The sequence below is a fragment of the Pseudomonas sp. GQ91 genome, assembly GCF_059758795.1.
In genome coordinates this window covers 1-19,750 of sequence record NZ_JCAXED010000006.1, presented here as the reverse complement: position 1 = coordinate 19,750, position 19,750 = coordinate 1, and the positions used below count along the sequence as shown (strand labels likewise).

Genomic DNA, 19,750 nt, shown 5'->3' with positions numbered 1-19,750 from the left:
TTGTTTGACATTTGCTGCCTAGGCAGTAATATCTCGTCACACATTCGCTGCCTAGGCAGTAATAAGGTGACTTGCAGATGACCCACTTCACCCCGGAAAACTTTCACACCTGTCACCTTGGGCTTTTGCTCGGTCGCGCCGCGATTCTCAAGGACCGCATCATCGACACCCACATGGAGCCCCACGGCGTCACCGCCGCGCAGTTCAAGGTGTTGATCATCATGGCCCAGTTCGGCGTCGATACCCCGGCGGAGCTGTGTCGGCACCTGTCCCTGGACAGTGGCTCGATGACCCGCATGCTCGATCGCCTGGAGCAAAAAGCACTGTTGGCGCGCAAGCGTTCCGAACAGGATCGGCGGCAAGTGCAGCTTGTGCTCACGACCGACGGCCAGCGCCTGGCGGACATGCTGCCGCACATCGGCGCCCAGGCCCTGAACCAGTTGGCCGGTGCGCTGGAGCCGGGAGAGTTGCAGACCCTGGAAAAAATCCTCAAGAAAATGCTCATAGCTGCCGGTGATCCCATCACTATTCAGCGAGTAGGTACTCAATGAACACACGCGCTCTTTGCCTGGTGCTGGTGGCCATGAGCATGGCCGGTTGCGCCAACTACAGTGGCCTCGACACCCAAGGCCAGCGCCTCGACGCGAACAACCTGCAGGTCGGTAAGTCGCTGAGTGGTGTGACCCTGTCACCGGCGGCCTGGCCAACAGCCGACTGGTGGAAAAACCTCGCTGACCCGCAACTCGACGGCCTGATCCAGGAAGCCCTGCAGAACAGCCCCGACATGCAAGTCGCCAGCGCGCGCGCGCATCAGGCCGAGGCAGTGGCCTACGCGGCCAACGCCGCTCGCAGGCCGACCCTGGATGCCAGCGCCGGCGTCAGCCGTTCGCGCCTGGCCAAGGATCAGGACCCACGCGGCGAAGGCGATGCCTACTCCACCGTGCGCAACATCAGTGCCGGCTTCAACTACAACTTTGACCTGTGGGGCGGTCAGCGCGCCGCCTGGGAAGCCGCCTTGGGCCAGGCGCGTGCCGCCGAAGTCGATCGGCAGGCCGCGCACCTGACCCTGGCCGCGGATGTGGCCAAGGCCTACAGCGACCTGGGCCAGGCCCATATCATTCGTGACCTGGCCAATGAAGACCTGAAGCGCACCCGGCAAATGCTCGAGTTGAGCCAGCGCCGCCTGAGTTCCGGGATCGATAGTCACTACCAGTACCAGCAGACCGAAAGCCTGGAAGCCAGCGCCGAATCGCAGTTGATCGACGCCGAGAAAAAACTGCAGAGCGCTAAAATTGCCTTGGCCGTGTTGCTGGGCAAAGGCCCGGATCGTGGCAATCAACTGGCCCGGCCGAACGTGCTCAAGCCCGGCGCGGTCGCCGTACCGTCGGTGCTGCCCGCCGAGCTGCTTGGCCGTCGCCCGGATTTGATCGCCGCCCGTTGGCGTGTCGAGGCCGCCAGCAAGAATATTCTCGCTGGCAAGGCCAACTTCTATCCCAATCTCAATTTGAGCGCGAGTGCCGGTGCCGAGTCATTGCTGGGCGACGCAATGTTCGGTTCCGCCAGCCGCTTCTTCAACATCGCGCCGACGATTTCCCTGCCGATCTTTGATGGCGGGCGCCTGCGGGCCGACCTTGATGCGCGGGATGCCGACTACGACCTCGCAGTGGCCCAATACAACAAAATCCTGGTGCAAGCCTTGGGCGACGTGGGCAACACCCTCTCGCAACTGCGCGATACCGGTCGGCAGATCGAGGCCCAGCAACATGCGACCGAGATTGCCCAGGCGTCCTACGACACCGCCGTCCAGCGCTACGGCTCAGGCATCGGCAATTATCTGGATGTGCTCAGCATCGAGCAGCAACTGCTGCAGGCCCAGCGCCAATTGGCCAGTCTGAATGCCGAGCAGATCGATCTTTCGATTCAACTGATGCAGGCCCTGGGGGGCGGTTTCAACGCCGACAACGTGGCGAGCGTCACACCGCCTCCAGCCATCCGCACGAAATAATTCGAGGTACTTGCCATGGCCACTGCCGAAACCAGCAACACCGCTGAGCAACCCCAGGACAACAATCCGCGCAAACGCAAAGTATTGCTGCTGGGCCTGGCACTGATCGTCATCCTCGGCGCCGTGGGCGTCTGGGGTTGGTACGAGCTGTATGGCCGCTGGAGCGAAAGCACCGATGACGCCTATGTGAACGGCAACGTGGTGGAAATCACTCCGCTGGTCACCGGCACCGTGGTGAGCATCGGCGCCGACGATGGCGACCTGGTGCATGCCGGCCAGGTGCTGATCAACTTCGACCCCAGCGACGCTGCGGTCGGCCTGCAAAGTGCCCAGGCCAATCTGGCCCGCACGGTACGCCAGGTGCGGGGTTTGTACAGCAATGTCGATGGCATGAAAGCCCAGATCAACGCACAGAAAGCTGAAGTGCAAACGGCCCAGGACAACTACAACCGGCGTAAGAACCTGGCCCGGGGCGGGGCGATTTCCCTGGAAGAACTGTCCCATGCGCGGGACAGCCTGACCGCCGCCAACAACACCCTGACCAACCTTCAGCAGCAATTGAAGAGCACCAATGCGCTGGTGGATGACACCGTCATCTCGTCCCATCCGGACGTGCAGGCCGCTGCCGCCCAATTGCGACAAGCGTACCTGACCCGCGCACGCAGCACCCTGATCGCTCCGGTCAGCGGTTATGTGGCCAAGCGGACCGTGCAACTGGGACAGCGCGTCCAGCCAGGCACGGCGCTGATGGCGGTGATTCCTTTGGACCAACTGTGGATCGACGCCAACTTCAAGGAAACCCAGCTGCGTAACATGCGCATTGGCCAGTCGGTAGAGATCGAATCTGACCTCTACGGCAGCGATGTGAAATTCAACGGCACCGTCGACAGCCTGGGGGCTGGTACCGGCAGCGCCTTTGCCTTGTTGCCGGCACAGAATGCCACCGGTAACTGGATCAAGATCGTGCAACGGGTGCCGGTGCGCATTCACATCAACGCCGAGCAGTTGGCCGAACATCCGCTGCGGGTGGGCTTGTCGACCCTGGTCGATGTCGACCTGCACGATCAAAGCGGACCGATCCTGGCCCAGCAGGCGCCGCAGCAGGCTTCGTTTACCACCAACGTCTACGATCGCCAATTGGCCGAGGCGGACGCGATGATCGACCAATTGATTCATGACAATAGCGCCGCGACCGCCAAGGCTGCGCAACGCTGATGAGCAACCAAGCCTCTTTCACGCCACCCAGCTTACTGATGGCCACTATCGGGCTGTCTTTGGCGACGTTCATGCAGGTGCTCGACACCACCATCGCCAACGTGGCTTTGCCGACCATTTCCGGCAACCTCGGGGTGAGCTCGGAGCAGGGCACCTGGGTCATCACTTCGTTTGCGGTGAGCAACGCGATTGCCTTACCCCTGACCGGCTGGCTGAGTCGGCGTTTTGGCGAGGTGAAGCTGTTTCTGTGGGCCACCATCCTGTTTGTGCTGGCGTCGTTTCTGTGTGGTATCTCCACTTCGATGCCCGAGCTGATCGGCTTTCGGGTGCTGCAAGGCCTGGTGGCCGGCCCGCTGTACCCGATGACGCAAACCTTGCTGATTGCGGTTTATCCGCCGGCGAAACGCGGTATGGCCCTGGCGTTGCTGGCGATGGTCACGGTGGTCGCGCCGATTGCCGGGCCGATTCTCGGGGGATGGATCACCGACAGTTACAGCTGGCCGTGGATATTTTTCATCAACGTGCCCATCGGCATCTTTGCGGTGATGGTGGTGCGCTCGCAACTGAAAAAACGCCCAGTGGTCACCAGTCACCAACCCATGGATTACGTCGGCCTGCTGAGCCTGATCGTCGGCGTGGGGGCCTTGCAGATCATTCTCGACAAGGGCAATGACCTGGATTGGTTCGAGTCGAACTTCATCATCATCGGCGCGCTGATTTCGGTGATTGCGCTGGCGGTGTTCGTGATCTGGGAGATGACCGACAAGCATCCGGTGGTCAATCTGCGGCTGTTTGCCTATCGCAACTTTCGCATCGGCACCCTCGTGTTGGTCCTCGGTTATGCGGGCTTCTTCGGTATCAACCTGATCCTGCCGCAATGGCTGCAGACCCAGATGGGCTACACCGCTACCTGGGCGGGGCTGGCCGTGGCGCCGATCGGCATCCTGCCGGTGTTGATGTCGCCGTTTGTCGGCAAGTACGCCCACAAGTTCGACCTGCGTCTGCTGGCCGGGCTGGCGTTCCTGGCGATTGGCCTGAGTTGCTTCATGCGTGCCGGATTCACCAACGAGGTGGGCTTCCAGCACATCGCCCTGGTGCAACTGTTCATGGGCATCGGCGTGGCGCTGTTCTTCATGCCGACCTTGAGCATCCTGATGTCGGACCTGCCGCCGCAGCAGATTGCCGACGGTGCGGGTCTGGCGACGTTCCTGCGCACCTTGGGTGGCAGCTTTGCGGCGTCGTTGACCACTTGGATCTGGATTCGCCGGGCGGACCAGCATCATGCCTATATGAGCGAGAACATGAGCGTGTACGACTCGGCCACTCGCGATGCGCTGAATACGCTGGGCGGGGCAGGGGACAAGGCTTATATGCAGTTGGATCAGATCCTCACCAGCCAGGCGTACATGATGTCCACCGTGGATTACTTCACGTTGCTGGGGTGGATGTTCGTCGGCTTGATCCTGCTGGTGTGGCTGGCCAAGCCGCCGTTTGCCGCGAAGGCCGGGCCAGCGGCCTCCGGCCACTAAATATCCAGAGCCGGACGCAATAAAAAGTGTGGGAGCGGGCTTGCTCGCGAAGACGTTGGTTCAGTCGATACAGGAGTTGACTGGCACACTGTCATCGCGAGCAAGCCCGCTCCCACATTTGGATATCAATTTACAAGGGAACGGGGGTGTTTGGGGGTTAAGCCCCCGGCAACGCCAACTGTGGATTGACGAAGTCAAACGCCGCCAACTGGAATCCGTGCTCATCCACCTGCAACGCCCAGCCCTGTTTGTCCCAATCCCCCAGCACAATCCGCTTGGCCGCCTGGTCGCCAATCTGCAATTTATGGATCGCCGGGCGGTGGGTGTGGCCATGGACCAACGTACGCACGCCGAACGCTTGCATCACGCGCGGTACTTCCTCGGGCGTGACATCAACAATATCGTTGGCCTTCATCCGCGTTTGCGCACGGCTTTCGCTGCGCAGCTTGCGCGCCAGCTTGTGGCGGCTGCGCAAGGGCAGGTGACGCAGGATAAACAGCACGAGCGGGTTACGCAGGATGCGCCGCAGCTTCATATAGCCGAGGTCGCGGGTACACAGGCTGTCGCCGTGCATCAACAGCACCGGCTCGCCATAAAACTGCACGACACTCGGGTCCTTGAGCAAGGTGGCGCCCGCCGCCTTGCAGAACGCCTTGCCGATCAGGAAGTCCCGGTTGCCATGCATGATGAAAATCTGCGTGCCACTGTCGCTCAGCGCACGCAGCGCCGTGCAAATGTCACGCTGGAAGGGCGTCATCCCGTCGTCGCCAATCCAGGCTTCAAAGAAGTCCCCGAGAATGTACAACGCCTGGGCGCAACGGGCACGACCGTTGAGCAAATCCAGAAACGCCCGGGTGATATCCGGGCGCTCCTCTTCCAGATGCAAATCTGAAATCAGCAGTATCACCCAACGATCTCGGCTTTCTCGATGATCACGTCGTCAGCGGGTACGTCTTGGTGCCCGGACTTCATGGTGGTGGAAACCGCTTTGATCTTGTCGACGACGTCGGTGCCTTCGGTGACTTTACCGAACACGGCGTAGCCCCAACCCTGCACGTTCTTGCCACTGTGGTTGAGGAAAGCGTTGTCGGCGACGTTGATGAAGAACTGCGCGGAGGCCGAGTGCGGCTCCATGGTACGGGCCATGGCGACGGTGTACTTGTCGTTGGAGAGACCGTTGTCCGCTTCGTTCTGGATGCTTGGGCGCTTGTCTTTCTTTTCCTTCATGCCTGGCTCGAAACCGCCGCCCTGGATCATGAAGTTGCCGATGACACGGTGAAAAACGGTGTTTTCGTAGTGGCCGGCCTTCACATACTCGATGAAGTTGGCGACGGTGATCGGCGCTTTCTCGGCGTTCAGCTCGATGACGATGTCACCGTGGTTGGTGGTCAGTTTGACTTGAGTCATGTTCACTACTCTTTTCAGGGAATTCGTGGGTTCGGGCGCCGTGGCGCCTTACCGATTTGGCAAAACGGCAGCCAAGGCGCGCAGTTTAGCGTGCCCGGCAGGAATTTCGAGGTGGTTTTTCACCGCCGGTGCGTTAAATGCACCTGTTTTTAGCCATGCTCTGTCAGCGGCTTGACAGCATCAGCTATGATAACGCCTTTGTTTTATCTGGCCTGACCCGGCCACGAACCTGTCTGTTCAAGGATCCTATGAGCAAGCCCACTGTCGACCCTACCTCGAATTCCAAGACCGGACCTGCGGTCCCGGTCAATTTCCTGCGCCCGATCATCCAGGCGGACCTGGATTCGGGCAAGCACACGCAGATCGTCACCCGTTTCCCGCCAGAGCCCAACGGCTATCTGCACATCGGCCACGCCAAGTCGATCTGTGTGAACTTCGGTCTGGCCCAGGAGTTCGGTGGCGTCACCCACCTGCGTTTCGACGACACCAACCCGGCCAAGGAAGACCAGGAATACATCGACGCGATCGAAAGCGACGTCAAGTGGCTGGGCTTCGAATGGTCCGGTGAAGTGCGCTATGCGTCGCAGTATTTCGACCAGTTGCACGATTGGGCCGTTGAGTTGATCAAGGCCGGCAAAGCCTACGTCGACGACCTGACCCCCGAGCAAGCCAAGGAATACCGTGGCAGCCTGACCGAACCCGGCAAGAACAGCCCGTTCCGTGATCGCTCCGTGGAAGAGAACCTGGACTGGTTCGCCCGCATGAAAGCCGGCGAATTCAAGGACGGCGAGCGGGTACTGCGGGCCAAGATCGACATGGCCTCGCCGAACATGAACCTGCGCGACCCGATCATGTACCGCATCCGTCATGCCCATCACCACCAGACCGGCGACAAGTGGTGCATCTACCCCAACTACGATTTCACCCACGGTCAGTCGGACGCCATCGAAGGCATCACCCACTCCATCTGCACCCTGGAGTTCGAAAGCCACCGTCCGCTGTACGAATGGTTCCTGAGCAACCTGCCGGTGCCGGCCCAGCCGCGCCAGTATGAATTCAGCCGCCTGAACCTGAACTACACCATCACCAGCAAGCGCAAACTCAAGCAACTGGTCGATGAAAAGCACGTCAACGGCTGGGACGACCCACGCATGTCGACGCTGTCGGGCTTCCGTCGTCGTGGCTACACGCCGAAATCCATCCGCAACTTCTGCGAAATGGTCGGCACCAACCGTTCCGACGGCGTGGTTGACTTCGGCATGCTCGAGTTCAGCATCCGTGACGACCTCGATCACAGCGCCCCGCGTGCCATGTGCGTGCTGCGTCCGCTGAAAGTCGTGATCACCAACTACCCGGAAGGCCAGGTCGAGAACCTCGAACTGCCACGTCACCCGAAAGAAGACATGGGCGTGCGTGTACTGCCGTTTGCCCGTGAACTCTATATCGACCGTGAAGACTTCATGGAAGAGCCGCCAAAAGGCTACAAGCGCCTGGAACCCGCCGGCGAAGTGCGCCTGCGCGGCAGCTACGTGATCCGCGCCGACGAAGCGATCAAGGACGCCGATGGCAACATCGTCGAACTGCGTTGCTCGTACGATCCGGACACCCTGGGCAAGAACCCTGAAGGCCGTAAGGTCAAGGGCGTGATCCACTGGGTGCCGGCCGCGGCCAGCGTCGAGTGTGAAGTGCGTCTGTACGATCGTCTGTTCCGCTCGCCGAACCCTGAGAAGGCCGAAGACAGTGCGAGTTTCCTCGACAACATCAACCCTGACTCCCTGCAAGTACTCACGGGTTGTCGTGCCGAGCCATCTTTGGGCAACGCACAGCCGGAAGACCGTTTCCAGTTCGAGCGCGAAGGCTACTTCTGCGCGGATATCAAGGACTCGAAACCGGGCGCTCCGGTATTCAACCGTACCGTGACCTTGCGTGATTCGTGGGGCCAGTGATGCAGGCCTGACCGGCTCGCATAGAGAGAAGGAATCGTCGTGTTAACGATTTACAACACGCTCACCAAGAGCAAAGAAGTCTTCACGCCGCTGGATGGCAACAAGGTGCGCATGTACGTGTGCGGCATGACCGTGTACGACTACTGCCACATCGGCCACGGCCGCAGCATGGTTGCCTTTGACCTGGTGACCCGCTGGCTGCGTTTCAGCGGTTATGACTTGACCTATGTGCGCAACATCACCGACATCGACGACAAGATCATCAACCGCGCCAATGAAAATGGCGAGTCGTTCGATGCTTTGACCGAACGCATGATCGCCGCGATGCACGAGGACGAGGCCCGCCTCAACATCCTCAAGCCGGATATGGAACCGCGGGCCACGGATCATATCCCTGGCATGCATGCGATGATCCAGACCCTGATCGACAAGGGTTACGCCTACGCCCCGGGCAATGGCGACGTGTACTACCGCGTCGCCAAGTTCATGGGCTACGGCAAATTGTCGCGCAAGAAAATCGAAGACCTGCGGATCGGCGCACGCATTGAAGTTGACGAAGCCAAGCAGGATCCGCTGGACTTCGTGCTGTGGAAAGGCACCAAGCCTGGCGAACCGAGCTGGGAATCGCCATGGGGCGCCGGTCGTCCGGGCTGGCACATCGAATGCTCGGTGATGTCCACCTGCTGCCTGGGCGAGACCTTCGACATTCATGGCGGCGGCAGCGACCTTGAGTTTCCGCACCACGAGAACGAAATCGCGCAAAGCGAAGCCGCCACCGGCAAGACCTACGCCAACGCGTGGATGCATTGCGGCATGATTCGCATCAATGGCGAGAAGATGTCCAAGTCCTTGAACAACTTCTTCACCATCCGCGACGTGCTGGAAAAGTACCACCCCGAAGTCGTGCGTTACTTGCTGGTGTCGAGCCATTACCGCAGCGCCATCAACTACTCGGAAGACAACCTCAAGGACGCCAAGGGCGCCCTGGAGCGTTTCTACCATGCGTTGAAAGGCTTGCCTGCCGTGGCGCCTGCCGGTGGCGAAGGGTTCGTGGCACGGTTTACCGACGTCATGAACGACGACTTCGGTACCCCGGAAGCGTGCGCGGTCCTGTTCGAAATGGTGCGCGAGATCAACCGCCTGCGTGAGAGCGATCTCGACGCGGCGGCGGGTTTGGCTGCGCGTCTCAAGGAGCTGGCAAGCGTGTTGGGCGTCCTGCAAATGGAAGCCGATGACTTCCTGCAAGCAGGCGCCGAAGGACGTGTGGATGCAGCCGAGGTCGATACACTGATCCAGGCCCGCCTGAATGCCCGTGCCAACAAGGACTGGGCAGAATCCGACCGCATCCGCGACCAACTCACCGCCATGGGCGTGGTGTTGGAAGACGGCAAGGGCGGGACGACGTGGCGGTTGGCTGACTGACGGCTGATGGCTGCTAAGGCTGTGGCGAGGGGGCTTGTCCCCCGTTGGGCTGCGCAGCAGCCCCAAAAAAAGCCTCCTCCGTCCTTCAGTCCAAACTGGGGTGACAGGTTTGGGGGCTGCTGCGCAGCCCAACGGGGGACCAGCCCCCTCGCCACACAAGCGGTATCAGGCATTTGCTTAACTGAACGGCATTACGGCTGGTTCGGGGCGTTTTTTATTCGCCGTCGGCCAGGTCGAGGCGGGTGAGGTGGCCGTCGGGATACCTGACTTCGGTCAGCAAGCCGCGTGTGTCATAACGGTAAACGGTAACGTTGCCGTCAGGATCGGTCTTGCGTGTGATATCGCCCTGCTTGTTGCGCTGGAAGGTCCAGACCGCGTGGCCGCGACGCACGAGATGCAGGAACCCGTTGGCGTACTCGTAGGAAATAGGCTTGTCTTCGCCAGGAAACAGCCATATCAGCCGCCCGGCCTGGTCATACTGATAGGCCGTCACCGCGCCCAGCGGATCTTGCTCGACCGTCAACCGACCCTGTTTGTCGTATGACATGAAATACTGCGCACCGTGCGCATCGATCCGTTGTACCAGCCGCGCCCGCGGGTCATGCACATAGACTTGCCGACTGCCATCGGCGCGGGACAGCGTGACACCGCCGTAATCATCCCAGGCGTAGTGCGTGTCCATCCGCGAACAGTTCGCCCAATGGCGGACACACCGCGCAGCCTTGCCCGAGTGTTGCCACGCCCAGAAGAAACTCGCGCCAGCGGCTGACGAGCGTTGCAGCATCACCTGCTGCGCATCGTAGCGATAGCGCTCGCTTTGGCCTGCGGCATTGGTCGCTTCAACCAGCCGTTGGTGTGTGTCGTAACGGTAGGAAACGAGGGTTTGTCGAGTAATCCAGGCGTCGCTCAGCAGGCTTTGCGCGTCGAATGTCTGATAGTCGACGGCGACGATGTGTGCTTGCTCGTAGCGCAACAGCAAGGCCCGACCCGCCTGGTTAGACAGGCGCTGGATACGTCCCGAAGCATCGCGGCTGATATGCAGCCGGTTGTCATACGCATCGCTGATCGATGTCAGTAGCGTGTCGCGAAAGTGGTAGCGGCGCGCAGCCTGAGTCACGATCAGTTCATCCGGCGAAGCGCCCAGGCAGATCGCCGCTTCGGCCAGGCTGTTACTGATGGTCGGCCGCGCAACGCTGGGCAGCGCGAAGGTGCTGCTGCGGTTTTCGTGATCGGTCCACACCACCGAATCCCCCACCACCGCCAGCCGATGGGCCAGGGCGTGGCTCCAACCGAAACCCACGCCGCAATCCAGATCAACCGCACTGCTGCGATACACCCGTTTCCAGGCAAACGGCAGGACCCCGGGCAACTCACCCTCGGTAAGTATCAACAGTGCCTCGCCGGTCACCATCGACACCCGGCAACCGTCGGTGACGGTCTGCTCGGCGCTGGTAATGGCCTGGCCATTCGGGTTTTTCGACACGCACGGCGAATCATCAATCGAATCGATAAACGCAAAGTCATCCATGACGTTCTCTGCAAGAAACGGGCATTGCAGTCTGCACCGCTAAAAGACCGGCCGCAGCCGTGTGCCGGAAAATCAGAAGCAGCTTACGGCGAACGGGGGCTTTTTTGTTCGGCAGCGCCGTGCATAACTACATGGAACGGCGATCAAGCCTAAGGAAAAAACGCCTAGTTCAGCTATGTAGTCGCGCGTAATCGCTTGTACAGGGTGTTGCGACTCACGCCCAACTCCCGCGCCAAATGCGAGATGTTACCGCCGACCGCCTCCAGTCTTTGATTCAGGTCTTGCAGCGCTTGCGGCGTCTCGCGGTACACGCGGGGTTGCGGTGGGCGTTGTCCAAGGTCGATGAAAAAATCATCCGGCAAATGCTCCGGACGAATCGGCTGCTCTTCGGCCATGGCCAGGGCGACTTGCATCACGCTGCTGACCTGCCGCAAGTTGCCCGGCCACGGATGCTGCTCAAATAACGCCAGCACTTCGGCGCTGAGTCCGGCCCATTGCGTAGGGTCGCGATGCTGTTGCCAGAGTTGCTTGAACAATGCCTGCTTATCGCTGCGCTCGCGCAAAGGTGGCAGCTCCAGGGTCAAGCCGCCGATGCGGTAGTACAAATCCTCGCGGAAGCGTCCGATCTGCACCTGTTCGCGCAACGAACGGTTGGTGGCCGAGATAATGCGCAGGTCCACTGCAAACAACTCGCTGCTGCCCACCGGTTGCACGCAACGCTCCTGCAATACGCGCAACAGTCGAGCCTGGGTGGGCAAAGGCATGTCGCCGATTTCGTCAAGAAACAGCGTGCCCTTGTCGGCCTTGCGGATCAGGCCGATGCTGCCTTTCTGATTGGCGCCGGTGAAGGCGCCTTTTTCGTAGCCAAACAACTCCGACTCCACCAGTTCGGCGGGAATGGCCGCGCAGTTGACGGCGATAAATGCTTGTTGGCTGCGGGAACTGGCCTGGTGCAGGGCTTTGACGAAAACTTCCTTGCCCACTCCGGTTTCACCGTGGATCAGCAGCGGGATGTCTTTTTCCAACAGCCGCTCGGCCTGGCGCACGGCCTTTTCCACGCGGCCGTCGCCAAAGTGCAGGGTATTGAGGTTGATGGCTGCGGGTGCGGCAGGTGTTGGTTGTGCAAAGACCCGCGCCTGGATCGGCGTTTGTTTAGGCCGCTTCAGCAAACATTGAAAGCGATTGCGCCCGGCGGCTTGCAGGGCGAACGGCAAGCCTTCGGGTTGATTGAGCAGTTCCAGCAACGACACTTTGAACAAGCTGTCGATCATCACCCGTGACAGGCTGATGCCCAGCAAATTATCGGCGCGGCGGTTGGCCGACAGCACCTGGCCGCTTTCATCGAAGATCAGCAGGCCAGCCCATTGGCTGTCTAGGTTGTTCAGCCCGGTATTGAAGGTCAGTTGGAAATGCTCGCCGCCAAACAGGTTGAGAATCAGCCGGTTTTCCACGGTCTGGCTCATCATCTTGACCATGCCCAAGGTGTGGGAGGGGGGCAGATAGCTGTCGCTGGACACGTCCAGCACGGCGATGATTTCGCGGTGGGCATCAAAGATCGGTGCCGCCGACCCGGTCATGAAGCGGTTGGCCTTGAGGAAGTGTTCATCGTGTTCGATATGCACCGCCTGCGCGCAGGCCAGGGCGGTGCCGATGGCGTTGGTGCCGGTCGAGCGCTCCAGCCAACTGGCCCCGGCGCTGAAACCCCGGGCCAGCTTTGGCTCGATAAACCGCTGGGTGCCCCAGGAGGTCAGGACCTGGCCCTGATGATCGGCCAACATGATCAGGCAATTGGAGTTGCTGAGGATGTTCTCGTAATAGGGCAGGACTTCCTGGTGAGTGGTCTGCACCAGGGAATGCTGGCGTTCCAGCAGTTGGCTGATGCCGTCGGCGGGCAGTTGATCGAAGCTGGGCGTGCTCTGGTGATCCAGGCCGAAGGCGCGGCAGCGGCGCCAGGAGTCCTGGATGATGGTGTCGTGCGCCAGCAGCGGAGCGGGTGCGGCCATGGCAGGGACCTTCTTTATTGTTGTTTTTATGGCTCATTCAGTGTTGTTAAAAACTGTTCATTGTCAAGCCCCTGGCTGTTCAATTGTTCAGTTGCGAATGTTCATTTCTGTTCACAGGTGAACGTGGATTTTTAACAATCCATTGATAAGTAAGGATTTGTTGTTTCTGGCACGAAACTCGCTCTGAACTCAGGACAGAACCATTCCAATAATAAAAGGGCGTGTCATGTCATTGACCCTGGAACATGTCTCCCGCGTCGTCGAAGGCCAGACCTGGATCGATGACGCCAATCTGAGCTTTGAAGCCGGATCCTTCAACGTTTTGCTGGGGCGCACACTGTCCGGCAAGACCAGCCTGATGCGTTTGATGGCTGGCCTGGACAAGCCCGACAGCGGGCGCATCCTGATGAACGGTGTCGACGTCACCCACAAGCCGGTGCGCCTGCGCAACGTGTCGATGGTTTACCAGCAGTTCATCAACTATCCGACCATGACCGTGTTCGAGAACATTGCCTCGCCCTTGCGCCAGGCGGGCGTGTCCGCCGAGCAGATCCAGCACAAGGTGCTGGAAACCGCGAAGATGCTGCGCATCGAGAAATTCCTGCAACGCCATCCCTTGGAACTGTCCGGCGGTCAGCAACAGCGTACGGCCATGGCGCGCGCGCTGGTCAAGGATGCCGAACTGATTCTGTTCGACGAACCGTTGGTGAACCTGGACTACAAGCTGCGGGAAGAACTGCGTCAGGAAATGCGTGAGCTGTTCAAGGCGCGCCACACCATCGCCATCTATGCCACCACCGAGCCCAACGAAGCCCTGGCGCTGGGTGGGACCACCACGATTCTTCACGAAGGCCGAGTGATCCAGAGCGGCAAGGCCGCCGAGGTCTATCACCAACCGCAAACGGTGCTGGCGGCCGAGCTGTTTTCCGAACCGCCAATCAACCTGATGCCGGGGCGCATCAGCGGCAATGAAGTGAGTTTCGTCAACGATGTTCACTTCCCCTTGAATGTTGACCTGCGGCCCATCGGTGAAGGCGAGTTCCGTTTTGGCGTGCGCCCCAGCCATATCAGCCTGGTGCCTAGCAACGACGACGATCTGGAATTGGCGGTGACGGTCGAAGTCGCGGAGATCAGCGGTTCGGAAACCTTCCTGCATGTACGCAGCGAACATTTCCTGCTGGTCCTGCACCTGCCGGGGGTCCATGAATACGATGTGGACGCGCCCATCCGCATCTATATCCCCACCCATAAACTGTTTGTGTTCGATGGCCAGGGACGTTTGCTCCAGGCCCCCGGACGGCGTATCGCGAGGGTTGCCTGATGGCCGAGATCCATTTGCAGAACCTGGCTCATAGTTACAGCCCTACGCCGCTCGATCCTTCGGACTACGCCATCCGGGAAATGAACCACGTTTGGGAGCAGGGCGGTGCCTATGCCTTGCTCGGCCCTTCGGGGTGCGGCAAGTCGACGTTGCTCAACATCATCTCCGGCCTGCTCAGTCCTTCGGAGGGGCAGGTGCTGTTTGACAGCAAGGTGGTGAATGACCTGACCCCGGAAAAACGCAATATTGCCCAGGTGTTCCAGTTCCCGGTGGTCTACGACACCATGACGGTGTTCGACAACCTGGCTTTTCCGCTGCGCAATCAAGGCATGGCCGAGGCGAAGATTCACAGCAAGGTGCAGGAAATTGCCGAGGTGCTTGACCTCCAGGCGCTGTTGGACAAAAAAGCCCGCAACCTCACCGCCGATGAAAAACAGAAGGTTTCCATGGGGCGGGGGCTGGTGCGTGATGATGTGTCGGCGATCCTCTTCGACGAGCCGCTGACGGTCATCGACCCGCACTTGAAGTGGAAGCTGCGGCGCAAGCTCAAGCAGATCCACGAGCAGTTCAACATCACCATGGTCTACGTGACCCACGATCAACTGGAAGCCTCGACCTTTGCCGACAAGATCGCGGTGATGTATGGCGGACAGATCGTGCAATTCGGCACACCCCGGGAATTGTTCGAGCGGCCCAGCCATACCTTCGTCGGGTATTTCATCGGCAGCCCGGGGATGAATCTGATCGAAGTGCAGGCAGAGGCCGGTGGCGTGAGGTTTGCCGGCACGCACCTGGCATTGTCCGAGACGCTGCAACGGCAAATTTCAGAGATGGATTACAAGAAGCTTGAGGTCGGCATCCGCCCGGAATTTATTCATGTCTGGGATGAGCCTAACCCCGACGTGCTGCAAGCCGATGTCATCCATGTCGAAGACCTCGGCACCTACAAGATCATGACCTTGGACCTTGATGGCGCGACGCTGAAGGTGCGCCTGGCAGAAGACAAACCGGTGCCCGAGGGCAGGGCGTCCATCAGCTTCCCGGCGCAATGGCTGATGGTCTATGCCGATGATTACCTGCTGGAGGCACGGCCATGAACAAGGTGCAGAACAACAAGGCGTGGTGGCTGGTCTTGCCGGTATTCCTGCTGGTGGCCTTCAGCGCGGTGATCCCGATGATGACCGTGGTCAATTATTCGGTGCAGGACATTTTCGACCAGTCCAGCCGCTATTTCGTCGGGGTCGATTGGTACAAACAGGTGCTGCTGGATTCGCGTCTGCATGACTCGTTGCTGCGCCAGTTCATTTATTCCGCCTGTGTGCTGTTGATCGAGATTCCGCTGGGTATCGCCATCGCCCTGACCATGCCGACCAAGGGCCGCTGGGCTTCGCTTGTATTGATTGTCTTGGCCATTCCGCTGCTGATTCCGTGGAACGTGGTTGGCACCATCTGGCAGATATTCGGCCGCGCCGATATCGGCCTGCTGGGTTCAACCCTCAATGCGATGGGGATCAACTACAACTACGCTGCCAATACCATGGACGCCTGGGTCACGGTGCTGGTGATGGATGTGTGGCACTGGACCTCGCTGGTGGCGTTGCTGTGTTACTCGGGGCTGCGGGCAATACCGGATGTGTACTACCAGGCGGCGCGGATTGATCGTGCGTCCAGTTGGGCGGTGTTCCGACATATCCAGTTGCCGAAGATGAAGAGCGTGCTGCTGATCGCGGTGATGCTGCGCTTCATGGACAGTTTCATGATTTATACCGAGCCGTTCGTGCTGACGGGCGGTGGACCGGGTAATGCCACCACTTTCTTGAGTCAGACCTTGACCCAGATGGCTGTAGGGCAATTCGACCTTGGCCCGGCCGCGGCGTTTTCCCTGGTGTATTTCCTGATCATCCTGTTGGTGTCCTGGCTGTTCTACACCGCCATGACCCACTCCGACGCCAATCGCTGAGGCCGCCTTCATGAGCAAACGCAAACTGGTGCCCCTGCTGATCTATATCCTGTTCCTGCTGGTGCCGATCTACTGGCTGCTGAACATGTCCTTCAAAAGCAACACCGAAATCCTCGGCAGCCTGACGCTGTTTCCCCAGGATTTCACCTTGGCCAACTATAAGGTGATTTTCACCGACCCCAGTTGGTACACCGGTTACCTCAACTCGTTGTATTACGTGAGCCTGAATACGCTGATTTCCCTGGCGGTGGCATTGCCGGCGGCCTACGCGTTTTCGCGCTATCGGTTCCTCGGGGACAAGCACCTGTTCTTCTGGCTGCTGACCAATCGCATGGCCCCGCCGGCGGTGTTTCTGCTGCCGTTTTTCCAGCTGTATTCGTCGATTGGCCTGTTCGACACGCATATTGCCGTGGCCTTGGCCCATTGCTTGTTCAATGTGCCATTGGCGGTGTGGATCCTTGAAGGTTTCATGTCCGGGGTGCCCAAGGAAATCGACGAGACTGCCTACATCGACGGCTATAGCTTTCCGAAGTTTTTCGCGAAGATTTTCGTCCCGTTGATTGGTTCGGGGATCGGCGTCACGGCGTTTTTCTGCTTTATGTTTTCCTGGGTGGAGTTACTGCTGGCGCGCACGCTGACCTCGGTCAACGCCAAGCCGATTGCGGCGGTGATGACCCGCACGGTTTCGGCTTCCGGTATTGACTGGGGCGTGCTCGCGGCGGCCGGGGTGTTGACCATTTTGCCGGGCATGCTGGTGATCTGGTTTGTTCGCAACCATGTGGCCAAGGGCTTTGCCCTGGGCCGGGTCTGAGGAGTCGATGATGGAATGGATGGCCTGGACCACCCCGACTGCGCTGTTTTTCGTGGCTATTGCTCTGTTGTTGGCGGGCATGACCACTTGGGAGTTGCGTTCGCCGAGTATCCCTCGGCGTGGTTTTCTGCCGATCAGCACCACCCGTGGTGATCGCTTGTTTATCGGTCTTCTCGGAAGCGCTTACCTGCATCTGCTGGTAATCGGCGTGACCGGCTGGAGCATCTGGGTGGCGTCCGCGCTGTCTCTGGTGTGGCTGTTGTCTGTGATGCGCTGGGGCTAGTGAGGTCGCCCAGATCCTTGTAGGCGCGAGCTTGCTCGCGAAAAACCTGGGTTCGCCTCGGGGTGTCAGGTTTCCCGCGTCATCGTTCGTGACCTTCGCGAACACGCTCGCTCCTACAGGATTGGTTGGCGTCTCGCAGGTCCCGTTTGAAATCAACCAGGAGGTCTCTATGTTCGATAAAAACAATAAGCTGCGACATAGCATTTCATTGGCCGCCGTCTTGGCGCTCAGCGGCCTGAGCGCCGCGGCGTGGGCCGATGCATACGAAGATGCCGCGAAAAAGTGGATCGGCAGTGAGTTCAAGCCGTCCACCCTTGACGAAGCCCAGCAGCTTGAAGAGTTGAAATGGTTTATCAAGGCCGCCGAGCCGTTTCGTGGGATGAGTATCAACGTGGTGTCGGAAACCCTCACCACCCACGAGTACGAATCCAAGGTGCTGGCCAAGGCCTTCAGCGAAATCACCGGGATCAAGCTGACCCACGACCTGTTGCAGGAAGGCGACGTGGTGGAGAAGCTGCAAACTCAAATGCAATCCGACAAGAATATCTATGACGGCTGGGTCAATGACTCGGATTTGATCGGCACGCACTTTCGCTATGGCAAGACCGAATCCATCACCGACATGATGGCCAACGAAGGCAAAAACTTCACCTCGCCGACCCTGGACCTGAAGGATTTCATCGGCATTTCCTTCACCACCGCGCCGGACGGCAAGATTTATCAGTTGCCCGACCAGCAGTTCGCCAACCTGTACTGGTTCCGTGCCGACTGGTTCGAGCGTGCCGACCTGAAAGCCAAGTTCAAGGAAAAATACGGTTACGAATTGGGTGTGCCGGTGAACTGGTCGGCCTACGAGGACATCGCCAAATTCTTCAGCGAGGACGTCAAGGAAATCGACGGCAACCGCGTCTACGGGCACATGGACTACGGCAAAAAAGACCCGTCCCTGGGCTGGCGCTTCACCGATGCCTGGTTCTCCATGGCCGGTGGCGGCGACAAGGGCTTGCCTAACGGCTTGCCGGTGGACGAGTGGGGGATTCGTGTCGAGGATTGCCATCCGGTGGGTTCCAGCGTCACCCGTGGTGGCGACACCAACGGCCCGGCGGCGGTGTTTGCCACGCAAAAATACGTGGATTGGATGAAAGCCTACGCGCCACCGGAAGCGGCGGGCATGACGTTCTCCGAATCCGGGCCCGTGCCGTCGCAGGGCAATATCGCCCAGCAGATCTTCTGGTACACCGCCTTTACCGCCGACATGACCAAACCAGGTCTGCCGGTGGTAAATGCCGACGGCACGCCGAAATGGCGCATGGCCCCATCGCCACGCGGACCGTATTGGGAGGAGGGGATGAAGCTCGGTTATCAGGACGTGGGTGCCTGGACCTTCCTCAAATCCACCCCGGAAAAACAAAAACTCGCGGCCTGGCTCTATGCGCAGTTCGTGACCTCGAAAACCGTATCGCTGAAGAAAACCATTGTCGGCCTGACGCCGATTCGTGAGTCGGACATCAACTCCCAGGCCATGACTGAGATGGCACCGAAGCTGGGCGGCCTGGTGGAGTTCTACCGCAGCCCGGCGCGGGTGCAGTGGACGCCGACCGGTACCAACGTGCCGGATTACCCACGTCTGGCGCAACTGTGGTGGAGCAACATCGCGGCTGCTGCCAGCGGCGAGAAAACCCCGCAACAGGCACTCGACAATCTGGCCAAGGAGCAGGACGCAATCATGACGCGCCTGGAACGTGCCAAGGTGCAACCGGTGTGCGGGCCGAAGATGAACCCCGAGCGCGACGCGCAATACTGGTTCGACCAGCCTGGCGCACCGAAGCCGAAGCTGGCGAACGAGAAGCCCAAGGGTGAAACCGTGAACTATGCCGACTTGCTCAAGTCGTGGGAGGCGGCGCGTAAGTGAGGTGAGGGTGGTGAGTAGAACGGCACCGTGAGGTGCCGTTTTTTGTGGTGTTTCGGCTACCGCTATCGCGAGCAAGCCCGCTCCCACATTTGACTGAGTTCATCCTTTGGAATGCGATCCAATGTGGGAGCGGGCTTGCTCGCGATAGCAGTAGACGCTGCGCCACGCCTCTTGGATCAACCCCTGAAAACGCAAAACGGCACCCGAAGGTGCCGTTCTGCTTACTGCTTGCCGCTAAGCGATCAACCCGCCATCACCGCATGCTGCACCAGGCTGAGCAAGGGTTGCGGGTTGAACTATGCCGACTTGCTCAAGTCGTGGGAGGCGGCGCGTAAGTGAGGTGAGGGTGGTGAGTAGAACGGCACCGTGAGGTGCCGTTTTTTGTGGTGTTTCGGCTACCGCTATCGC

16 protein-coding genes are annotated in these 19,750 nt (G+C 59.7%); 12 read left to right on the top strand and 4 right to left on the bottom strand.

The genetic code is table 11. The features are described from left to right. The first annotated feature begins 77 nt into the window (after positions 1-77). Genes AC6CIA_RS10460 through AC6CIA_RS10445 form a run of 4 tightly spaced genes read left to right on the top strand, consistent with a single transcriptional unit; the run spans position 78 to position 4,749 of the window. On the top strand, positions 78-551 hold the full coding sequence (locus AC6CIA_RS10460) for a MarR family winged helix-turn-helix transcriptional regulator (RefSeq protein WP_339528430.1): 474 nt from the start codon (positions 78-80) through the stop codon (positions 549-551). Continuing rightward, positions 548-2,005 (top strand): efflux transporter outer membrane subunit, encoded by a 1,458-nt coding sequence (locus tag AC6CIA_RS10455; protein WP_498311795.1) that lies wholly within the window; start codon positions 548-550, stop codon positions 2,003-2,005. The genes AC6CIA_RS10460 and AC6CIA_RS10455 overlap by 4 nt, the downstream gene beginning before the upstream one ends. Before the next feature lie 15 nt (positions 2,006-2,020). Beyond that, on the top strand, positions 2,021-3,220 hold the full coding sequence (locus AC6CIA_RS10450; RefSeq protein ID WP_498311794.1) for an HlyD family secretion protein: 1,200 nt from the start codon (positions 2,021-2,023) through the stop codon (positions 3,218-3,220). Beyond that, positions 3,220-4,749, top strand: a complete 1,530-nt coding sequence (locus AC6CIA_RS10445; protein WP_498311793.1) for a DHA2 family efflux MFS transporter permease subunit — start codon at positions 3,220-3,222, stop codon at positions 4,747-4,749. Before AC6CIA_RS10450 ends, AC6CIA_RS10445 begins: the two co-directional genes overlap by 1 nt. 157 nt (positions 4,750-4,906) lie before the next feature. On the opposite strand, the gene lpxH is transcribed toward AC6CIA_RS10445, so the two are convergent. Both lpxH and AC6CIA_RS10435 read right to left on the bottom strand, forming a co-directional pair. Next, a complete protein-coding gene (gene lpxH, locus AC6CIA_RS10440; RefSeq protein WP_498311792.1) occupies positions 4,907-5,656 on the bottom strand; it encodes a UDP-2,3-diacylglucosamine diphosphatase in 750 nt (249 codons plus the stop codon). Next, complete coding sequence (locus AC6CIA_RS10435) at positions 5,653-6,156, bottom strand: peptidylprolyl isomerase (RefSeq protein ID WP_339528435.1); 504 nt, start codon at positions 6,154-6,156, stop codon at positions 5,653-5,655. The genes lpxH and AC6CIA_RS10435 overlap by 4 nt, the downstream gene beginning before the upstream one ends. A gap of 248 nt (positions 6,157-6,404) precedes the next feature. Between AC6CIA_RS10435 and AC6CIA_RS10430 the strand changes: the two genes are divergently transcribed. Then, positions 6,405-8,102, top strand: a complete 1,698-nt coding sequence (locus tag AC6CIA_RS10430; RefSeq protein ID WP_339528436.1) for a glutamine--tRNA ligase/YqeY domain fusion protein — start codon at positions 6,405-6,407, stop codon at positions 8,100-8,102. A gap of 39 nt (positions 8,103-8,141) precedes the next feature. Further along, positions 8,142-9,524 (top strand): cysteine--tRNA ligase, encoded by a 1,383-nt coding sequence (gene cysS, locus AC6CIA_RS10425; RefSeq protein WP_339528437.1) that lies wholly within the window; start codon positions 8,142-8,144, stop codon positions 9,522-9,524. Between the two features lie 214 nt (positions 9,525-9,738). Here cysS and AC6CIA_RS10420 read toward each other — a convergent pair whose 3' ends face one another. Beyond that, positions 9,739-11,052, bottom strand: a complete 1,314-nt coding sequence (locus AC6CIA_RS10420) for a DUF6531 domain-containing protein (protein WP_498311791.1) — start codon at positions 11,050-11,052, stop codon at positions 9,739-9,741. 173 nt (positions 11,053-11,225) lie between these two features. After that, a complete protein-coding gene (locus AC6CIA_RS10415; RefSeq protein ID WP_498311790.1) occupies positions 11,226-13,055 on the bottom strand; it encodes a sigma-54-dependent Fis family transcriptional regulator in 1,830 nt (609 codons plus the stop codon). 226 nt (positions 13,056-13,281) lie between these two features. Here AC6CIA_RS10415 and AC6CIA_RS10410 point away from each other — a divergent pair, with 226 nt between their 5' ends. The 6 genes from AC6CIA_RS10410 to AC6CIA_RS10385 all read left to right on the top strand — a co-directional run bounded on the left by AC6CIA_RS10410 (position 13,282) and on the right by AC6CIA_RS10385 (position 19,342). Continuing rightward, a complete protein-coding gene (locus tag AC6CIA_RS10410) occupies positions 13,282-14,376 on the top strand; it encodes an ABC transporter ATP-binding protein (protein WP_498311789.1) in 1,095 nt (364 codons plus the stop codon). Continuing rightward, positions 14,376-15,473 carry an ABC transporter ATP-binding protein gene (locus tag AC6CIA_RS10405; protein ID WP_498311788.1) on the top strand — a complete coding sequence of 366 codons (1,098 nt, stop codon included), beginning with the start codon at positions 14,376-14,378 and terminating at the stop codon, positions 15,471-15,473. Before AC6CIA_RS10410 ends, AC6CIA_RS10405 begins: the two co-directional genes overlap by 1 nt. Then, positions 15,470-16,336, top strand: a complete 867-nt coding sequence (locus AC6CIA_RS10400; protein ID WP_084379125.1) for a carbohydrate ABC transporter permease — start codon at positions 15,470-15,472, stop codon at positions 16,334-16,336. The genes AC6CIA_RS10405 and AC6CIA_RS10400 overlap by 4 nt, the downstream gene beginning before the upstream one ends. Before the next feature lie 10 nt (positions 16,337-16,346). Continuing rightward, positions 16,347-17,147 carry a carbohydrate ABC transporter permease gene (locus AC6CIA_RS10395; protein WP_084379124.1) on the top strand — a complete coding sequence of 267 codons (801 nt, stop codon included), beginning with the start codon at positions 16,347-16,349 and terminating at the stop codon, positions 17,145-17,147. Between the two features lie 10 nt (positions 17,148-17,157). Then, positions 17,158-17,430 (top strand): DUF2160 domain-containing protein, encoded by a 273-nt coding sequence (locus AC6CIA_RS10390; protein WP_339528441.1) that lies wholly within the window; start codon positions 17,158-17,160, stop codon positions 17,428-17,430. A 169-nt stretch (positions 17,431-17,599) separates the two neighbouring features. Then, positions 17,600-19,342, top strand: a complete 1,743-nt coding sequence (locus AC6CIA_RS10385; protein WP_339528442.1) for an ABC transporter substrate-binding protein — start codon at positions 17,600-17,602, stop codon at positions 19,340-19,342. Positions 19,343-19,750 lie beyond the last annotated feature (408 nt).

Coding starts and splice junctions, on each gene's coding strand:
- AC6CIA_RS10390 (WP_339528441.1), top strand. CDS start 17,158: ATGGAATGGATGGCCTGGACCACCCCGACTGCGCTGTTTTTCGTGGCT.
- AC6CIA_RS10420 (WP_498311791.1), bottom strand. CDS start 11,052: ATGGATGACTTTGCGTTTATCGATTCGATTGATGATTCGCCGTGCGTG.
- AC6CIA_RS10385 (WP_339528442.1), top strand. CDS start 17,600: ATGTTCGATAAAAACAATAAGCTGCGACATAGCATTTCATTGGCCGCC.
- AC6CIA_RS10400 (WP_084379125.1), top strand. CDS start 15,470: ATGAACAAGGTGCAGAACAACAAGGCGTGGTGGCTGGTCTTGCCGGTA.
- AC6CIA_RS10410 (WP_498311789.1), top strand. CDS start 13,282: ATGTCATTGACCCTGGAACATGTCTCCCGCGTCGTCGAAGGCCAGACC.
- AC6CIA_RS10460 (WP_339528430.1), top strand. CDS start 78: ATGACCCACTTCACCCCGGAAAACTTTCACACCTGTCACCTTGGGCTT.
- AC6CIA_RS10450 (WP_498311794.1), top strand. CDS start 2,021: ATGGCCACTGCCGAAACCAGCAACACCGCTGAGCAACCCCAGGACAAC.
- AC6CIA_RS10405 (WP_498311788.1), top strand. CDS start 14,376: ATGGCCGAGATCCATTTGCAGAACCTGGCTCATAGTTACAGCCCTACG.
- AC6CIA_RS10430 (WP_339528436.1), top strand. CDS start 6,405: ATGAGCAAGCCCACTGTCGACCCTACCTCGAATTCCAAGACCGGACCT.
- AC6CIA_RS10415 (WP_498311790.1), bottom strand. CDS start 13,055: ATGGCCGCACCCGCTCCGCTGCTGGCGCACGACACCATCATCCAGGAC.
- AC6CIA_RS10445 (WP_498311793.1), top strand. CDS start 3,220: ATGAGCAACCAAGCCTCTTTCACGCCACCCAGCTTACTGATGGCCACT.
- AC6CIA_RS10455 (WP_498311795.1), top strand. CDS start 548: ATGAACACACGCGCTCTTTGCCTGGTGCTGGTGGCCATGAGCATGGCC.
- AC6CIA_RS10395 (WP_084379124.1), top strand. CDS start 16,347: ATGAGCAAACGCAAACTGGTGCCCCTGCTGATCTATATCCTGTTCCTG.
- AC6CIA_RS10435 (WP_339528435.1), bottom strand. CDS start 6,156: ATGACTCAAGTCAAACTGACCACCAACCACGGTGACATCGTCATCGAG.